This is a genomic window from Lysinibacillus sp. KCTC 33748 (assembly GCF_002237755.1).
Lineage (GTDB): Bacteria > Bacillota > Bacilli > Bacillales_A > Planococcaceae > Lysinibacillus.
This window is the reverse complement of the sequence record NZ_MWSJ01000004.1, coordinates 61,376-80,254: the sequence shown is the minus strand read 5'-3', so window position 1 is coordinate 80,254 and position 18,879 is coordinate 61,376. Positions and strand designations below refer to the sequence as shown.

Annotated in this window: 20 protein-coding genes and 1 pseudogene; 3 read left to right on the top strand and 18 right to left on the bottom strand. The window is 36.7% G+C overall.

What is annotated here, in order from left to right; translation table 11 throughout:
• Positions 1-48: 48 nt before the first annotated feature.
• The 11 genes and pseudogenes from B1B04_RS08060 to B1B04_RS08005 form a co-directional block, all read right to left on the bottom strand.
• Positions 49-459 (bottom strand): hypothetical protein, encoded by a 411-nt coding sequence (locus B1B04_RS08060; RefSeq protein ID WP_094075081.1) that lies wholly within the window; start codon positions 457-459, stop codon positions 49-51.
• 173 nt (positions 460-632) lie between these two features.
• Positions 633-935, bottom strand: a complete 303-nt coding sequence (locus tag B1B04_RS08055; protein ID WP_079560949.1) for a hypothetical protein — start codon at positions 933-935, stop codon at positions 633-635.
• A gap of 212 nt (positions 936-1,147) precedes the next feature.
• The gene (locus B1B04_RS08050) at positions 1,148-1,348 is read right to left on the bottom strand and encodes a hypothetical protein (protein ID WP_079560948.1); all 201 of its coding nucleotides are present in this window, start codon (positions 1,346-1,348) and stop codon (positions 1,148-1,150) included.
• 65 nt (positions 1,349-1,413) lie between these two features.
• Complete coding sequence (locus B1B04_RS08045) at positions 1,414-2,097, bottom strand: DUF1963 domain-containing protein (protein ID WP_079560947.1); 684 nt, start codon at positions 2,095-2,097, stop codon at positions 1,414-1,416.
• A complete protein-coding gene (locus tag B1B04_RS08040) occupies positions 2,097-2,663 on the bottom strand; it encodes a DNA-3-methyladenine glycosylase I (RefSeq protein WP_079560946.1) in 567 nt (188 codons plus the stop codon). The genes B1B04_RS08045 and B1B04_RS08040 overlap by 1 nt, the downstream gene beginning before the upstream one ends.
• 25 nt (positions 2,664-2,688) lie before the next feature.
• Positions 2,689-3,285, bottom strand: a complete 597-nt coding sequence (locus tag B1B04_RS08035; RefSeq protein WP_079560945.1) for a class I SAM-dependent methyltransferase — start codon at positions 3,283-3,285, stop codon at positions 2,689-2,691.
• A 17-nt stretch (positions 3,286-3,302) separates the two neighbouring features.
• Positions 3,303-3,962 (bottom strand): annotated as a pseudogene (locus B1B04_RS26380) (cysteine hydrolase family protein).
• A gap of 277 nt (positions 3,963-4,239) precedes the next feature.
• The gene (locus tag B1B04_RS08020) at positions 4,240-4,431 is read right to left on the bottom strand and encodes a hypothetical protein (RefSeq protein ID WP_079560942.1); all 192 of its coding nucleotides are present in this window, start codon (positions 4,429-4,431) and stop codon (positions 4,240-4,242) included.
• Between the two features lie 471 nt (positions 4,432-4,902).
• The gene (locus tag B1B04_RS08015; protein ID WP_079560941.1) at positions 4,903-6,543 is read right to left on the bottom strand and encodes a right-handed parallel beta-helix repeat-containing protein; all 1,641 of its coding nucleotides are present in this window, start codon (positions 6,541-6,543) and stop codon (positions 4,903-4,905) included.
• A 291-nt stretch (positions 6,544-6,834) separates the two neighbouring features.
• Positions 6,835-8,517, bottom strand: coding sequence for a methyl-accepting chemotaxis protein (locus B1B04_RS08010; RefSeq protein ID WP_079560940.1), 1,683 nt, complete (start codon positions 8,515-8,517; stop codon positions 6,835-6,837).
• A 266-nt stretch (positions 8,518-8,783) separates the two neighbouring features.
• Positions 8,784-9,221 carry a hypothetical protein gene (locus B1B04_RS08005; RefSeq protein ID WP_079560939.1) on the bottom strand — a complete coding sequence of 146 codons (438 nt, stop codon included), beginning with the start codon at positions 9,219-9,221 and terminating at the stop codon, positions 8,784-8,786.
• 435 nt (positions 9,222-9,656) lie between these two features.
• Between B1B04_RS08005 and B1B04_RS08000 the strand changes: the two genes are divergently transcribed.
• The 3 genes from B1B04_RS08000 to B1B04_RS07990 are packed head-to-tail and all read left to right on the top strand — an operon-like array spanning position 9,657 to position 13,514.
• Entirely contained in the window at positions 9,657-10,223 is a 567-nt protein-coding gene (locus tag B1B04_RS08000) for a sigma-70 family RNA polymerase sigma factor (protein WP_346426986.1), read from the top strand.
• Between the two features lie 52 nt (positions 10,224-10,275).
• Positions 10,276-11,004 (top strand): ABC transporter ATP-binding protein, encoded by a 729-nt coding sequence (locus B1B04_RS07995; protein ID WP_481817177.1) that lies wholly within the window; start codon positions 10,276-10,278, stop codon positions 11,002-11,004.
• Entirely contained in the window at positions 11,004-13,514 is a 2,511-nt protein-coding gene (locus B1B04_RS07990; RefSeq protein ID WP_079560936.1) for an ABC transporter permease, read from the top strand. The genes B1B04_RS07995 and B1B04_RS07990 overlap by 1 nt, the downstream gene beginning before the upstream one ends.
• A 146-nt stretch (positions 13,515-13,660) precedes the next feature.
• Here the strand turns inward: B1B04_RS07990 and B1B04_RS07985 are convergent, their stop codons facing one another.
• From B1B04_RS07985 to B1B04_RS07955, 7 genes are all read right to left on the bottom strand, one after another.
• Positions 13,661-14,185, bottom strand: coding sequence for a tubby C-terminal domain-like protein (locus tag B1B04_RS07985; protein ID WP_079560935.1), 525 nt, complete (start codon positions 14,183-14,185; stop codon positions 13,661-13,663).
• An 87-nt stretch (positions 14,186-14,272) separates the two neighbouring features.
• Complete coding sequence (locus tag B1B04_RS07980; RefSeq protein WP_079560934.1) at positions 14,273-15,379, bottom strand: DUF4179 domain-containing protein; 1,107 nt, start codon at positions 15,377-15,379, stop codon at positions 14,273-14,275.
• On the bottom strand, positions 15,363-15,905 hold the full coding sequence (locus B1B04_RS07975) for a sigma-70 family RNA polymerase sigma factor (protein ID WP_079560933.1): 543 nt from the start codon (positions 15,903-15,905) through the stop codon (positions 15,363-15,365). Before B1B04_RS07975 ends, B1B04_RS07980 begins: the two co-directional genes overlap by 17 nt.
• A 499-nt stretch (positions 15,906-16,404) precedes the next feature.
• Positions 16,405-17,121: a toast rack family protein gene (locus B1B04_RS07970; RefSeq protein ID WP_079560932.1), complete on the bottom strand. Its 717-nt coding sequence runs from the start codon at positions 17,119-17,121 to the stop codon at positions 16,405-16,407.
• Positions 17,122-17,271: 150 nt separating this feature from the next.
• A complete protein-coding gene (locus B1B04_RS07965) occupies positions 17,272-18,171 on the bottom strand; it encodes a hypothetical protein (protein ID WP_079560931.1) in 900 nt (299 codons plus the stop codon).
• Entirely contained in the window at positions 18,155-18,604 is a 450-nt protein-coding gene (locus B1B04_RS07960; protein WP_170938929.1) for a sigma-70 family RNA polymerase sigma factor, read from the bottom strand. The genes B1B04_RS07965 and B1B04_RS07960 overlap by 17 nt, the downstream gene beginning before the upstream one ends.
• Positions 18,605-18,644: 40 nt before the next feature.
• Complete coding sequence (locus tag B1B04_RS07955) at positions 18,645-18,821, bottom strand: sigma factor (RefSeq protein ID WP_170938928.1); 177 nt, start codon at positions 18,819-18,821, stop codon at positions 18,645-18,647.
• Positions 18,822-18,879 lie beyond the last annotated feature (58 nt).

Below are 18,879 nucleotides of genomic sequence, written 5' to 3'. Positions count from 1 at the left end.
CTTTTCTTGATTATAGCACACAATTTTTCTGTAACTTGTTAGAGGTCTTTAACCATTCTTACTTGTTGTTAATGAATTATCAATCAGTCTGACATTAACGATAAACAGCTGAAGATCATTTGTTTCCGCAATACTATTGACGATATGTTGGATTTCGCTTTCTGTACTCTTTTCTAATTTATCTAAATTATGTAATGGTATAGTGATTACTTGATTGTTTGGTGATTCAATTAAATAGCCAATCATACTATCTGGATAATAGCCTGCTGCTCGTAACGCTACTATAATTTTTTTTGTAAAATTCGTATTTTGTAATTTTTCACCAATTTCTTCATTATAATTTGTATTGGGATATTTTTGAATGGATCTTTCAATTGAAGGTTGATTATACTTAATCAAGGCAGCAGCTATTACGATCACGGAAAATAAAATAAAAAGACTTTTTATGAACCCTCTCATATATTGTCTCCATTTCATCTTTTTAATAGAATACGCTTCTCTTTTTAAATCATGAATTTATCCCATTTTCCTGTTATGCACAGCACTTATCGAAATGATATTTATCAATTTGCCAGGCTACCATTTAATTTACCTGGCAAATTTGTTGTAAAGGATAAAAATCACCTAAAAATTTATTTATTAACGATAACTTTCACAACTGGTTCTAGTTTTCCTACATATGCATCTCCTAGATAATCTACATCTATAACGATAACTTGTGGCACAAAACGTTGAATGCTTTCTAAAAGACGTGCAGTATTTCGTCTTATGGCAAGCTGGAAAGGTGGAAGAGTGTCTAGTCTAAAACCAAAATCTCTGTACAAAGGGCAAGAAATTACGAAAGTAGATAATATATACGCTACATTTTGTAATATTTCATCAACGCCAGAAGCATTAAAATCAAAATTGCTTTTGGCGGTTACTTGATGTGTCATCCTATCAACCTTTCTTCTACGATACATGGAAAGATGTTAGTAATCTTTCTGAATATGAGCTTTTCATCAAAAAAAGAGCACTTAGTTATTTATGCTAAATGCTCCAAAGTTATGAACGAGGTACACATTCGTTATTGTATGTATACAATGCAATGTATCGATAAACAATTGCACAGTGTCAGGTTCCGTATTTGCGCTTCTTTGATTGGATTCTATCTAAATATCGCGTAATAAATGACATATAGCCAGCTTAAACAACCATGTATGATGGCCCAAATGATCGAATGATTGACACTCCAAGAAATAGTAATCGCCAATACCGAGCCAAAACTAATACCACTCTTAATGACTGTTTTGTTTTCCATTTTTCTCACCTTCTTTACTTTTCTAACTTCTGAAGTATGTCTCCTCATCTTCATTCCTCCTCATCATGCCAGCACTGTAGCATTGCTGTTTGTACGTGAAAATAATTTTACCGCTAATAAAAATCGCAATGTACACGCCATTCATTTAACTCACGATTAAAAAAGAAATAGAAATTCCCATTATCGACGATATTAAAATACGCCTTTTCGTCTGAGGCAATTTGGAGTACAAACGGAAATTCCTCACCGTAATCACGACCACTTTGGCAAAAAGCTGGATAGCCACCAATTTTATGGACGGCGTATATTTCTTCAACGATATCATCGAAGTACTCAACATCCTCCTCGTGTTCTAGCCTCAAAATTTCATCCTCCACATCAGACGGAATCCCTCCCCCATCCCATGTCGGATAATCATTGATAATCCATTTCGGAATAAGTGGGAAAGCTCGAATTCGGTCATGCTGCCAATTTTGCTGGACTAAACCTTCTAGAGAAGTATATGCTCTTATTTCAAAAAAACAGCTAAGATCATCTTCTATCAGGTGATCAAATATTTCTTCATTCATAAATAACGTTAGCAGCTCAATATGTTGAAGCGATGTCGGTACATAAGGAAGCTCCTTTAAAAATAATGTAGCAAGTGGCTGAAACCCTTGTGGACACTCCTCTGCAGGCAATGACCATCCCACAAAGCCAATCCAACTTTCTAGCAGGTCATGTGTAGGTCTAATACCACCCGTTTCAAAGATCGTTGCTTGCCTTACTAATTGAGCCTTAATATCCTCAACTTTCATCAGTTATCACCTTCACTGCGACAAAAACAATCGACGACATGGTCATTTACCATTCCTGTTGCCTGCATAAATGAATAGCAAATCGTACTACCAACAAATTTAAAACCATCTTTTTTTAATTGCTTGCTCATACGTTCGCTAATTTCTGTTGTAGCAGGTACGTCTGCAATGGACGACCATTCATTGATAATCGGCTGATGGTCTACAAAGTCCCAAATATATTGAGAGAAGGAACCATACTGCTCCTGTATACGTAGAAAGGCTTGAGCATTCGTTACAACACTAGCAATTTTAAGCTTATTTCGTACAATGCGAGAATCCTGTCTAAGCTCCTGTAGCTTGTCCTCCGTATAGAGAATGATTTTCGATGCATCAAATTGGTCGAAAGCTGCCCGGTAGCCCTCTCTCTTTTGTAAAATCGTCCACCAGCTAAGACCCGCCTGTGCCCCTTCTAGACAGAGCATCTCAAATAAATGCTGATCATCATGGACAGGGATACCCCATTCCTTATCATGGTATTCAACATATAAAGGCTCATCTTGCTTGACCCATTCACATCTTTTCATTGATATATCCTCCATTTACTACGATTCATTTAATTCCTGTAATACAAAGCCAACCTTTTTGCGTGTTTTCTCGTATAGTAACAGTTTGAAACCCAACACTTTCAAACAACTGCTTGATTTCAGGCTTAGTTTTATAAGCTTTCATATGATAATTAATTTTATAGAGCTCCGAAATGATGATAAACTTCCCATCGTCATTCAACACTCTAAATACTTCCTTCACATCATTTGCTAAATCCGGCCAAAAATAATGCGTTTGGAACGCTGTAATCGTATCGAAAAACTTATCCTTGTGCGGAATGCTTGAAACACTTGCTTGCGTTACGATCACTTTTCCATTGGCCACATCCATTTGATTGGATTTCGTAGAATCTTTAACCGCCTGCGCGGAAAAGTCTATACCATAGATTTTACCACTTGGATTCATTTTCGATAAGGATTGAAGTGTTTTTCCACCTCCACATCCAATATCTAGCACAATATCACCATCATTTACAGCTTCCTGTTTCATGAGCCAAGTATTCATACCGCTATGTGCCTTATTCATAATTCGTAACATCAATGAGCCTACGAATCCTCGTGGTTGTTTAGCTTGTTCGATTAATCGTTGTAAAAGAGTCATTTTAAAATTCCCCCTTGTCATCTTTCAAATACGTGCTGTGAAGTAAGGATTAAGAGGTCTTGTGTAGCTAGCTTTGTTAAGGCCGCTTCCTTACTTTGATCTGTAGCTCCTGCTACTGCATCGCTCACAACAGTTACAGCAAAATTTCTAGCTAGAGCCCCTTTCACCGTTGCTGTGACACAGCCTTCTATCAATTTCGCCTTGGCGTAATTGCGTCCGGATTTTGAATTGTGTACGCACAATTCACTCCTTTCAAAATCCGTGACATCCGCCGGAGGCTTTATCTTTATTTAGTAGGTGTTTGAACACCTACTGAATAAAGATAAAATCCTCGTTCCTATACATTCGTTTATTTCATTATTTTTTAAATAAGTTACTAAGCTGGGATTATTAAATGCATCCGCTTTATTTTTTGAAAAGTACATACCCTCAACTCTTAATAATCGTTCATCCAATTCAGCACCCTTACTTTCTTTTAAAGCTGTGAATTTTCTTAAAAGATTCGAAAGTACATGCGTTCGCTCAAACTCATTACTAATATAGATAACTGGAACATTTGATTTTTCAGCATCTTTTATAAGACCATTTATGCTATTTAAAGTTGGCTCAATTTGATGCTTTGCTACAGGTATTCTCGCTTGGTCACTAAAGTAATCATTTTGAATATCAAGTATCATTAACGCTTGCTTCAAACTACTCCCCTCCCCGTTCTTTTCTATCTAATCTCTTTACGTTCTGAAAAATAAAAAAGTTTCAAATTTTACCATTCATAACGGAGATTAATGTTAAAAAAAATCACAAGTGCTTTTATGAAATAGCACTTGTGATTTTATTCATCTATAAGTAGGATAATATAATTGTATTAAAGGTTTATTATTTTTCACACAGCTTGTCATTCGATTACAAACTATATGGTTTATGTAAAAAAGATAGCTACTTATCCTACAACATTTTCTAATTTAAATATGTATTGTTAGCAATACTTCTTTCGCGCTCGTCCATTACTAAATGGATAATAAATGCAAGTTGTTGCTCGATTCGCAAATTGTTAAGATGCAGGATGTCCGCAATTGCATTTTTTTGTATCTCCTCTAATCCTGCCTTCTCAAGCATTAACATAATCTCTTCTTTTGTCAGCCCAAACATTCCTTTTCCACCTCTACTTCATCCAATTATTATTTTACAATCATTATTCATATTTCTAAAACAACGAACTAGTAAAGCATTCCATGAACTTTTTCCCCTGATTATAAGATAACATATACAAATTAAACAATCCAAAATCTACTTAAATATAATAAAATTTTAACCTCTGCAAAAAAACATTGTTATTTAATAATAATTTCAATACAATACCTAGATCGATACTTGTTATTCACTAATTCTATTATAAAAATAACAAGTGCTTTTGTCGAATTTTATAATTCGGCGCTACAGTGTAAAAAACATTATAAAGAAACCGTTTACATGCAAATATAAATGGCTCTGAACAATGAAGAAGTGTCTTTATACGTATCCATCATATTTAATTACCTCATTATTACAGTACTTTTACCCCAGAAAAAAAAGTAATTTCAAAATAATTGAAACTACTTATCCTACTTTTTTATTCGGTTACTATACTGTTTTATTAACATTATTCGTCGAGGTAATAATGTTAAGTTTTTGTAAATTTTCAACTTGTATTCGTAATCTTTCGTCCAGTATTTGCATGTCGGTTGCTTCTGCTTGATTTATTACACTGTGCTTTGTTTTAGTATTGGCTGCCAAATAAACTATTCTCGACGATGAATCACTCTTCCACAATGTCTTGTTCGTATACCCTTCGATAAATAATTGACTTTTCCCCTGTACAATAGAGGGAATATTAACAGTAACTAGATCTGTATACACCATCTCAAGTAAAGATTGATTGGACACCGCTAAAAATGGACGATCTGCTTCATCAATCGTACAATGCTTAAAACGGCCCATTGACTGATCAGACCAAACGATTGCATACGGACCTTCATAACAGTTTTTAAATTTACTATTTGCTATTTCAAAAATTGCATCAATACAAGTAATCGCATTCGCACGAATATGTTCAAAAGTACAATTATCAGTAAAGAGCCGAGCATTGTTAATATAAATATGGTGACTTTCGAGCTCTCGAATTATGGTATTCTGGAGCGTAATCTTAGCGTGATCATTGCCATAAATACCACCTGCCTGCCCAATTTGAATCATGCACTGATTGAGCATTAGCCCGCTGGCGTCAACAATCATTTGAAATTGCGGGTGTTCTTGGATATTACATTCTGTCATCGATACATCTGCTTCATTAACAACCGTTACTCCCGTCGCCTCTCCTTTTTCTATTCTACATGTACGAAACTCCACTTTACTATTTTCAATTAACAACTGAGATTTAACATGCCGATGAATCTTACAATCGTACAATATCGCCTTTGATTTCTCGCCAATAAAAAGGCCATTTCCCACTCCATCAGAAAAGATAGAATCCGTCACGAATAACTCACTTTGATGAACAACTAGATGCGTGTCTTGATGTTGCTTGATTTCACAGCCATCCATCGATAGCTTCGTGTTCTCAAAAACTTGGATCCCTATACTTTCCCCTTGGTGAATAAGTGTATTCATCATTGAAATTGAACTGGAGGCTGCAACAATTTGGGCCTTTTGATGTCCATGAATTTCACAATCCACCAACTCCATTTTCACATTTCGTATTGCATAAATGCCATTCGCTCGCCCTTCCAACAGCATGCAATTCGTCAAAGTGATTTCACTATTTTGCACCATAATTTGAGCCTTCTTATGATGCTGGATAGTCGTATCCACAAGAATAACACTCGAACCATTATCAATACGTAAGCCAACATGATTGATAGGACTCGCTAAAACATCAACATTTTTCATCATTAAACTTCCGAAGCTCACAGTTACTTGTGTTTGCACCATTTGCTGCTCAATGACACAGTGTTCTAGCTGTAAATCTCCCTTTACATAAATACCCTGCCCTTGCGTAAAACGCAAATTTCGCATATTCACAAGTGTTTGATAACGTATAAACACGCCACCTTTAATGATTACATTTCCTACTCCATACAATGTAAGCCTTTGGGAAATTTCAAAGCTTTCTTCATAAATCCCCTCCCGGATTTCAATAAAATCTCCCGGCTTTGCTTCTTGAATCGCCTGCCCAATGCTTTGGTATTTGTACATAATACCTCTCTTTACAACAAGTGTCGCCATCTCCACACTCCTTATCGAAGCTTATTCATGAACACATGAAATTAATTGTCGGTTTTATATTATTTATAGCCTCATTGAACTTCCTGTTATTCAATTTTTGGATAAATAATTTATGACCAGCTTTTATTTATTGCGACAATACTATATTTGATAAAGGTATTTACTCTTTTAATTTCACCCTTCTTCCTAAACCACATAATAAAATAAAACCAGCAATCACACGATTTTCTCGTCGATTGCTGGTTTAACCGATTTACATAATTCAATTGCTACAAAATACAATACATTTAATTACAATTTAAACTTCCTAACAAGGTCATTTAAATTTTCTGCCATACCCGCTAAATTGGCTGAACTATTTTTGATTTCGTCCATAGAGCTTGATGCTTGTTCGATTGTTGCTGAAGTTTCTTGGATGCCTGCAGCAGATTGTTCTGATACAGCGGCAATTTCGTCCACTGATTTATTAATCGTAACGGTATTTTGTACTACCTCTTCTAGCTTGGTCATCACGCCATCAATATTCGTTGACATGGCGTAAACGGCCTCTGCAATCTGGTTGAACGTTTCATTTGTAGTTGCGATTTGCGCCGTGCCTTTTTCGACCTCATGATAGCCAGTTTCTAGTGAGGATGTTACCGTGTTAGAATCTTGTTGGATTTTTTGAACAATGCCTGTTATATCATCTACGGAGACGGCTACTTGTTCTGCAAGTTTACGCACCTCGTCTGCAACGACCGCAAACCCTTTACCATGCTCCCCTGCGCGAGCCGCTTCGATTGCTGCATTTAGTGCTAGTAAATTCGTTTGTGCAGCAATATCCTGTATGACAGCTACGATTTTTGAAATTTCCTGTGTTTGTTTACTCAGTTCATCCACTTTATAAACAGAATCTTTCACAATATGATGAATGGAACTCATTTGTGCAGTTGAGGCGTCCATTAAACTTTGGCCCTCTTTTGTTAAGGCCATAACATGTTGGGAATATTGCTGAACATCTGTACTACTATTGTTGACATCTGTCACCTTTAAGGTGAATTCTGTCATGGTTGTCGCTACATCTGATGCATTGCTCGCCTGCACTTCTGTGCCACTTGCAATTTCAGTAACTGTATCAACAATTTGTTCCGTACCTGTTTTCACTTCTGTCGACGATTGCATAAGCTCTTCACTATGCGCAGCTACGTCATTAGATACGGTTTGAATTTGCTTTAATAATCGATTCAAAATATCGGACATCTTATTAGTCGCTTCTGTAAGCAGTCCTACCTCATCTTTGGATTTCACAACAAGTGCAGGCTCACTTAAGTCACCTTCAGTAATTCGTTGCATACGATTTGTCACAGCGATGATTGGTCTAGAAATCAGTCGAGCACTTAACAATGCAATCAGGATAGAAACGATAACAATCATAACACCAACGATGATACCAATCAGCTGCTTAGTGTTTCCTGCACTGATAATGTCTGCGCCAGTCGCATTAATCGATTGCTTACGATGCTCGGCTAATCCTTCATAGCCTTCACGTATTTCCGTCACTTTTTCATTCATAGAAGCTAAATTTTTCGTTGCTAGTTCCTTCTGACCTCGATCATAAACATCAAATACCTCTTTTTCAACATAGCTATTCCATTCCTTCGCCATTTCCGCAATTTTGCCGAAATCTCCTGACTTTGTAATTTCTAAACGCTTTTGTTCGTTCTCAACAGCATGCTTTACAGTATCTTCAAAAATCTTCTTATACTTTTCTTCGCCAGAAAGTACATACCCTCTAGCTGCAGCAATTCTGAGCGAAATCGTTTGAGCTTGTTCATAATCTGCAATTAGTAATTGCAATTCTTCATCAACGATTTCTTCCGTCGCGCTGTTGCTTTGTTTTATTGCATAGTAATTGTAGCCAATGTATAAAACGACGATTGCTATAACAATGCTGAAGGAAAAAACAATTCTTTTACTAATAGACTTAAAATTCATTTCAAATTCTCCTTATTTTCCAATACAAATATGTACTTTATCAAAATTTGAATACCAATAGTAATCTACCACTTTAAAGACGAACTTGGATGAATCAGGAATTTTTTATATATTAAATGAAATAACTAGTTAATTTTTATGTAATTTATAGCAGATTATAGAATTGAAAAATAAATCAGATGGACTACTATAACGATAAAAGTAGTACTTTTAACACACATAAAAAGAACAGCATTAAAAATCAAGCTGTTCCTTCTAATAAAAAATTAATCCCAATAGTTAAAAATAACATCCCCTATAGTTTTGCTGTCAAAGTGTGAAATATAGTTCCATTCCACCTCAGATAAACTGTGCAAATCCTTATCTTGCGTCAATAATGTGTTTAATGTATCAGATGTAAGACATTTACGCATCGGAAAATATTTGTGTAAGTGAGTTTTTGTTAAAAATTGAAAGCTTAGCTCTTCATCAAACTTAGCAAATGCAATATAAGGCATCAACCTATGATGGAGAATTGTCAAACGCTCATCCTCCAGTTGAATCACCGCTTGCATATAAACAACATGAGGCTGATCGATAAATTGCACAGCCTTTGCTCGTTGTTCGCTTGTCACTAAATGATAAACCATCGACTGGAAAGTACGCATATCTTGTTCGATTAGATGATCTGCATCAAAACCAGAAATCCCTTTCGTTAATCGCAACGAATCACCCCTTTATGATTGTGTATATATGACCTTCTAGTAAAGGTAGGTAGATTCCTTCTATATGTATCTATTTTCTTGTTGCTAAACAAAGCAGATTGAAAATACGCATCTTATGTACAGCAATTTTTATCACCTTGTACCTTTATTCTAAAATGCTTCTAGCTAGTTATTTTTCGTTTTTCTTTTTAAAACTCCATCCCTTCCACCTATTAATGGTATTATAGCGAAATTAGAACAAAACCAAAATTTAGGGAATCGTTGATTAAAACTTATGCTATGTATATAAGTGATCTTCGTTCAAGACTTGGAGATTAGCATTAGAGGAATGGAAATCAACCCTAAGTTATGGTGATAATCCACTAAATTTCCAATAAAATAAAAAAACTTGAATCGAAATGATGATTTGCCAAGTCTAATAGTCGGAAGGAGGCGATTTTCATTACTACAAAGCAACAATCTTTAGTACAGTTAGCACAAAACGGAGATGAGCAAGCTTTCTATCAACTCATTGAACAAGAGCAACATAAGCTATATCGAATGGCTTATGTTTATGTCCAAAATGAAAATGACGCCGTAGAAGTTTTTCAACAGACCATTATCCGTGCGTATGAGGGCCTACCTCAATTAAAGGATCCTCAATATTTTTCTACCTGGCTAACGCGCATTATTATTAATTGCTGTAAAACCTATCTTGCCAAGAAAAACTCTGTACAACTTGTCGAACCACATACATTAGAAGATCTCAATAGTACATCACCTACATATATCGAAGAAGAACTAGATTTATGGCATGCACTCTGCAAGCTAGAGGAAAAATATAAAACGGTTTTACTATTACGCTTTTATCAAGACTACTCGGTAAAGGATATTGCTGTGATTTTACAATGTCCTGAGGGCACAGTGAAAACTCATATTCGCCGAGGTTTACAAGCTTTACGACAACAATTAAAGGGGGCATATATAGATGAATGGGTTCAATCCGTTGAAAGGAGTTATTAATACGATTCCAATCCCTGAAGGACGTTTAACCGAAGTGTTACGTATTGAGGGAATGTCAAAAATCTTTCAACAAAAGCATCATACGGTTAATGCATTGAAAAATATCCATTGTACGATTTATCAAGGTGAAATGGTGGCCATTATGGGGACAAGCGGTTCGGGTAAAAGTACACTACTAAATATGATTAGTGCCATCGATGAACCGACTGAAGGTGCATTATTCTTATTTGGACAGGAAGCGCATGATATTTTTAAAGAGCCAAAAGCATCGAAATTCCGTAAAGAGAATATCGGCTTTATCTTTCAATCATTCCATCTGTTGAAGGATTTATCAGTTGAAGATAATATTGCGCTCCCCCTTATCCTTAATGATGTGCCAAGTAAAGAGATTAAAGTGCGTGTACAGCAAATAATGGAAAAACTCAATATTGCCGCATGGGCAAAGCATCGACCTAATGAGCTTTCTGGTGGTCAAAAGCAACGAGTAGCTATAGCACGCGCCATTATTGCAAATCCGCCAATTTTATTGGCCGATGAACCGACTGGTGCATTAGATGTGAATACGACAGATGAAATTTTAGAGCTGTTAGTAAACTTGCAAAACAATATGAATCAAACTATTTTACTCGTGACACATGACCCTTATGTCGCTACTTATGCAAACCGTGTATTATTTTTCCATGATGGTGCCATTGTGGATTCCTATCAAAATAAGCAAACAGCAGAGGATTTAGATTGCATTTTATCAAAGTTCAAGCTGATTACTAGAGGTGATGTGTAATGTTTACGATGCGTACCATTGCTCTGAAGCTATTTCGTGCAGCGTGGGCCAATGTATTAACGAGTATAAGTATTATTACCATTTCTATTTGCCTTGTCATGACAATGAGTGTTTACATATGGAATGCTAATAGTCAAATGAAGGAAGAAATACAAGCATTATATGGCGAAATGGATTTGCTGGCCGGTTATAATCCTGATCAGCATAAGCTGTTAACTTCACAGCTTATCGAAAATTTCGAATCAATGCCTGGAATAACAAAAGTTTCTAGTGTGTCATTAGCTCATACAAATATTGAAAATGAAAAAAACACATCATTTTATACTGTTGGTGTTGAAAACGATGACTTAGTGAAAAGCCGCTATCATTTTAATGTGAATCTTGAACCGGAAGATGTTGTGATTACCGAAAATATGGCCCGTCTCTTCCACAAGGATGTCGGAGATACATTAAACGTTACGTTCAATAAAACAGTCGGAAACTCCGCTGAAGCAGAAACAGGTACCTTTACGATCCAAGAAATCCTTCCACCTCTAAAAGGCACAGATAGTCCTAATTTAATCCTGATTCAAAATGATGTGTTGAAAACGTGGATGGATAATAGTGATGCACAAACTGCAGGGATGTTTGCCCTCATTAAAACGGAAAACGACAATATTACAACCGCAGTTGGTGCGGATTTGAAACAGTTAGATGACACATTACGTGTTGATATCATGAGCGACTACGATGAAATTAAGAAAAATTTACAAGCATTAATAATTTTTATAATTGTATTGTCATTCTTTATCTTACTTATTTCTAGTGTCTTACTACTATCAACGTTCCAGCTATTATTTTACAAAATTAAAGAACAGCTTATGGTATTACGTGCACTTGGCGCATCCACTAAGCAAGTAAGACGCATAGTACAATTGCAATTATCTAGCATCATTGGCTTTGGCGTATTGCTGGGGATATCTGTCAGTTTATTAGTGATAAAAAGTTGGCTACCACAGCTAATTACCCTGATGAAAATGCCAGACGCAAAAACTGACTTACCGATGATCTTTGTTATCGTGATTGCAGTTGCCAGTTTTTTCTTGCTGCAACTAATCACACAATGGCAAGTTCATAAAAGCGCTAGTCTATTACCTTTACAAATCGCCATAGAAAATGAAAATTTAAGTTTACGCTGGACAAAATGGAAAACGATTGTTGTGGGCATCGTTGCATTCATATCCCTATTCTTATTTGCGAATGCTTATCAAGTCGGGACAAGTACTGGCAAAGGGGCACTCATGATTTTAATCGGCACATTGCTCGTCTGTGGGATTTTACTCTATATCATGCCGTATCTCTTTACAGTACTATTCAAAATTTCCTTGAAGCCCGTTCGTGCTGTACTTGGCAAAGAAGCATACTTAGCGTGTCAGCAGCTCATGCCACAGGTGCGAAAAAATATGCCCATTGTGCTTAGTATTGTTGGATTAATGGTCATTTTAATATTCGGTAGCTCTTTATTTAAAACGAATCAGCAAAACTCATATCGATATATAAACTCTCAATATGAAACATCTATTAAAATTGATAATGAATTAGAAGATCCAACTATTACACCAGCTTTGATTAAAGAAATTGAGGCATTGCCTAGCGTGTCCTATGCCTATGAACGAAGTAACGCACCTTATATAGTGCTTGAAGGTGACAATGGCTGGGAAGGTAGTAATTTCGAGGCCATTGATGTTGAAAAATACGTCCAATTAGAAAAGCTTGATGCTTTTGAAGGAGATTTAAAAAATGGGGTGATCATTACAGAACGACTTGCCAAAAAACATCAATTAGCTGTTGGTGATTATATAATGGCAGGGACATTTAATGAAACACTTCAACAGGAAGCGCCAATTGGTGAATTAATAGTCGTTGATATAGCCCTTGATTCTTATAAAGAATATATAGATTTGTTTGTCGATTGGTCCTCTTTTATAGTATCAGATTCAACTATAATTACAGACATCATGGTGGAAGCAGATGATACAGAGCAGGCATTAGCAGACCTTGCTTTCTTACAGGAGCGCTGGCCTGCGTTAAAAATTACTGATAAAGAGACATTTATCGAGCAAAACGATGAAATGATCTTCCAGCGCTGGAGCCTTTTTGTTGGCGTCTTCGTTATTTTAATTACCGCTACTTGCCTTGGCGTATTGCAAACATTGCTTCACTCCATTTATTCAAAACGTGGCGATTATGCGATTCAACGACTGATTGGTCTTTCCCCGAGCGGATTAGTCAAGCTGATTTTAACGCAAGTGTTATCTTTTGTGTTATACGGGCTAGTAGTTGGAACAATTCTTGGATTAGCGTTAACGAGAATGTTGAGCTTTATTGACGAAGGAGCTCCGACGTACTACGACTTCTTCACATTAAGTGTGACGAGCATCGTCTTTTTAGCCGCGACACTCATTGTCTTTACGCTGCAAGGATACTGGATTAGTCGGAAGAAATTAGCGAATGAAATGATTGATATTTGAATGACAACAGACCCTCTAAAATAGTAGAGGGTCTGCTTTCATTTATCGCATTATATTTTTGTTTTATCGCTCAACTTTCTCATTTTATCACCCAACTATTTCAGTTTATCGGACACTTTTTCAAATTTATCGACATCTGCCAACAATTACGCTCCTACAAACAACACGGCCTGTCCAATCGCAATAAAAAAGGCTTCATGCTGTATAGGGCTGTTATCTTCTATTTGCAGCGTAATCTCAAAATGTGTCTCACAAAAAACTGCCTGCCAACGAGCAATCGGTTGATCATCAAGAGTAAATACTGACCAATCCTCCATTTCCTTGTTCAGTTTTATTTGTTGAGCTCCATCCGTGATGATTAAATCAGGAATCATAATTTGCCAGCCATCATAGGCAACCATATAATCTTTGCCTGTAACAAAATCCTTCCCTCGAAAATGCACTCGACCACGTCGCGACATCTTCTTACATGTAAAAAGAGCCTGACCAGCGACATCGCTCACATCAAAACGTACAAAATAACGATAGTCCATCGTGCGGTCAAACGCCTTTTTCAATCCGTTTGAATAAACACGTTGCACAGTAGACGATACTTCCCCCGCTTCATTAACGATTGCTACTAACTCTGTTGATTCGATTGCCGCTGGTTGCTTGTATGTAAAAATCTTCAATATATTCGCTCCTTCATTACACTTGCTCCCTATAACCTAACATAAAATAAACGCCAAATACAAAGGTTGTATTTGGCGCTTGACTGTTTATTTAGTTTGCTTTGGTACTTCTACGGAAAATGGTTGGAACTTCACTTCTTTTAGTGATGACGGATCAAATGGTATTTCAGTTTCTACACCATCCTTATCAATTTCAACACCACCTCCGCCTGAAGGAAGTGATAAATAAGGGGTAATCGTTAATTTTTGAACACCGTCTGAAATCGGGTCAAAGGACTTGGTGCTACTAAAGTTCCATACTCCATTATCGAAATGACCTTCTCCCCCACCTGAATGCGATGTAATTTCCTTGCCATTCTGATCGGTAATACGGAATTCTATAAACGATGCGCCTACTTGAGCATTATCAATTGTACCCTTTTCGGTAGCTTTATAGTCAAGGGCTATACCTGATGGGCTGAATGAAATTTTGGACACATCTAGTTGAATGTCTTCTGCTTGTTGCTGATGATTAATCGGAACATAAATAATATCCGCAATCTTTTTGACAGGTACTGTGAATTCAAATTTCTCCCCCTCTTCCCCTTCTAGCATTAAGCCCATTTCAAATGAATCCGGCATGTCATCCTTCACTTCAAATCTTGCGATGCCTGTACGGACGGTTGAACTTAAAGCTTTTTCACCATAGCCACCAGAAGTCACTTCTGGGTTTTTTCCATTTATCGTAAAGTCTGGTCCTGCTCCGAAGTAATAATCACTTAATTTCTTTTCAGAATCAATTGTAAGTCCTACCGTAATATTCGACGCGTCATAAAGGACTTCATCTATTGTTACGGATATACCGTTAATTGTATGTTTTTCTCCAATAGAGCTTGTTAACCCTTGTTCATTTGCCTGTTCTAGCCCAAGGAAGCCAGAGTTACTGAATACCGACCCGACGATTGGTAGCTGTGATAATGTACTTGCGAATGTTGGTGATACATAAGCGGCTGAACCTACCATAATACAAAATGCTGCTGCCGCACTTGCTACATATAATAACGGTTTACGTATACTTTTTCTTTTCATTTGAATAGGGGCTTGACTCATATTTATTTGCTCCTCTGCTTGTTGGATTCCTTTTGTAATCGCTGATCGTACCTCATCTCTTGGGAATTCTGGAGGGGTACCGTTTTCATTAAATAGCTTTTTCATTCAACGTTGCACTCCTTTCTAATTCTCGCTTTAACTGTTTTTTTCCACGATGCAAATACGTTTTAATAGTGCTAACTGGCTTTTCCATTACTTCTGCTATCTCTTTAATCGGTAAATCGTGATAATAAAATAAAATGATGGCCATTTGCTGAGAATGATTTAATTGCTGTATGGATTCCGATAAATCGATTGGATTCGCAATAACATTTTCTTGCTCCTGCAAACGATTTAATAATTCACTTTCTTCATAGGGGATGATTTTATTCCCTTTTTTTAGTAACCGGTAGCACTCATGTATTAAAATTCGAAACAGCCATGTAGAAAAAAATTCTGGATGCTTTAGCTGATGAACGGTTAGAAAGGCTTTACACGCTGCTTCTTGAATCGCATCCAAAGCATCCTCTTTTTGACCAACATAAGAAAGCGCAGTATAAAATAATTTTTCTTCCTCTAGAATAAGTAGTTGCTCAAACGCTTCCTTATTCCCTGCAATAGCCTGTTTGATGATCGATAAGTCATGTTCCACGCTATTCCCTCCTTTCAATACTTAGAGTCAATAACTCTATGAAAAGGTTTCACTTTGATAAAATTCTTTTTATAAATAAAATAAGTGACTCCGGGCGGGCGCCGTCACTTCGGTTCTTCTATCGTGCATTTTATTCGTTCTATCCACGATTTTACCTCTTCTATCCACGATTTTGACTCTTCTATCCACGACTTTGACTGTTCTATCCACGATTTCGGCTCTTCTATCCACGATTTCGGCTCTTCTATGCCACGACTTTGACTGTTCTATCCATTAGTGATCGCTCTAACCACGACTTTGATTGTTCTACCCTCGATTTTGATCGCTCTATCCACGATTTTACCTCTTCTATCCACGATTTTACCTCTTCTATCCACGATTTTGACTCTTCTATCCACGACTTTGCCCTTACATCTCGCTCTTTTATCTTACTATCCGTCCCTATGTATCTACGAAAAAAATAGACTACTTCATATAAAGTAGCCTACTAAAATTTTCTTTATTTATCCAATTTAAAAGTAATGTCGCCAACTCCGATTTCCGAGTTGACCTCTATTTTTACATCTGCTTTATCATACGCTTCGTTTACATAAACCCCTTTGCCTTTTGAAATGAAACCTTCTATATTTGAACTGCCGATGCCAGCTTCCGTAGTAAGCTTTACCCCAACTTTTGATGGTAATATGACAGTAGTGTCCCCAACACCTGTTTCAATATCCGCTTCGAAGCTTTTTTTCCAATCGCCTCCTAAATTCACATCAAGATCGCCTACGCCTGTTTCAATATTTAATTTTTCCAGCTGCAACCCTTGTAAATCTAGCTCTGCATCCGACGCGCCCGTTTCGATTGAGAGATCCATAGGAATATCATCATTCAGTTCGATATCCCATATATTTTTTATTTTCCCTAAACGCACGTTAGTAGAACCTTTATGTTCAATCGTTACTTTTCCTGTCTGGCCGCGTAAATCATATTTTACTTTTGGTGCAAATTTATCAATATTGTATTGAGCATTACCTTCAACCCAATCCTTGGCACCCTTTTTAACTGTTATTTCTCCAATACCAAGTTGTAATTCAACATCCAACTTTTCTGCTTTATCCTTTTCAACTAGGATCGTTTCATCTTTGGTTTTACCCGGTATGACTGAGTTACACCCCGATAACGCAATTATTGAGGCGCTTATAACCAAACCAAGTCCCATAAATTTTTTCAATGTAATTTCCTCCTACTATATAATATTCCAATAAATTCATTATATAGGAACTGTCATATTTAAAAACGACCCTCCGCTTTATATTCGTCTAAGACCTAAGACGTAGTGAGAATTTATATAATGAATATGTCACCTTTCAAAAAAAGTGAACTAGTATTTTGAATATGGATAGGTAAAAATTTGTGAAGCATTATAAAGAATATACGTATTTCCTTCATGGTCCAATGCATGTATCACCAATTGCGAAATAGCTATTTCTGATTTAAGAGGGACTGATACTAATTGCGCATCATTCGAATCAACAGCTTTCTCAAAACGCTCGTCTCCTGTGTCTATTATTAATTTTTCGACGTTATGATTGTTAAGTAATGGGAAAACAAGATGGTGTATGTCTTTAAAATAAATAGGACTCATTGTATCCACTTCACTCTGGATATAGTGATCCAGTGCATAGCCTTTTCCATCATGTTTGAAAATGGAAATACCTTGAAAGCCATTTTCCGAAAAATAGCCCATTCTATACTGATGAATCGTTAATGTATCATTCATTTTTACCGTATTAGGATAAAATGGACCCCATTTTATAGCATTTTGAATGTCAGCTTCATTCTGTACATAAACACGATAACCGATTCGTTCAGACATATTTCCTAAAATGGCAATAATAATAATGGTACATAGTAATACACGCCAAAACCAATTTTTCATGAAAGCAAATATGGCAAAAATAAATAAGAAGACAGCACTTACTAATCCTACTACCATCCATGGTCGTGCTAATGAGCTATAGTCTTTCACCCTTCCAGACTTTTCTGGATAAAGATTTGTATCTGTAAGCACCGTCGTCATTGGTTGGCTATCATGTTGGAAGAGCATCATTTTTAAACCAATGATCAGACAAGCTGATACGACAACTGTTAGGATAATTGGGATGAATGGTGTTCGCTTCTTCGTTATTTGATTAATTTTTTGAAACGTTTTTACATGGCTTTCGCCAGAGAATTTACCTTCCTTATACATTTTATTGATGGCATTACGAATCTGATCCATATTCGAATCCCTCCTCCAATAGCGTGAAGCCAACCATTTGACGCGCTCGCCTTAACCGTGTTTTCACCGTATTTACTGGTAACTTTAGCAGCTCTGCAACGTCCTTTAAGGAAAACTCTGCGAAATGAAATAGAAGTAGTACGTCTTTGTATTTCGTCGGAAGTTTTTCAATCGATGCTACTAGCAGTGCATCCGTCTCTCCCATCAATACTTCCTCTTCAGGATTATCGGATAGGCTCTTTAATTTGCTCCAATAATCAATAACTTGTATTTTTTTATAGCGCCAGCTTGAAAGATAACTATGACACTTGTTAATGGCAATGCGATATAAGTAGGTTTTGACGGAAGCTTCTTCACGAAATTGCTCCATTTTCTCATCTAAATCAATTATGCCTCGGCATAATTGCGTCCGAAATCGGCTTTGTGCTTGCACAAAGAACTCCTCTCCGATTCCGTGACATCCGCCGGAGGCTTTAACTTCTTTCAGCGGGTGTTTTAAACACCCGCTGAAAGAAGTTAACAAATGTGTCTTGAGCCAAATCCTCTGCCACTGCCCAATCTTGAACATATGTATTGCATACTCGCAGTAAATAATCTCCGTGCATTGTCATAGCTCTAGATAAGTGAGCGTCCTTCTGTTCTTTTAACACGTTGCTCGCCCCCATAAAAGCATTTACTGTTAGTCTGCTGAACAATAAAAAAGTTTCA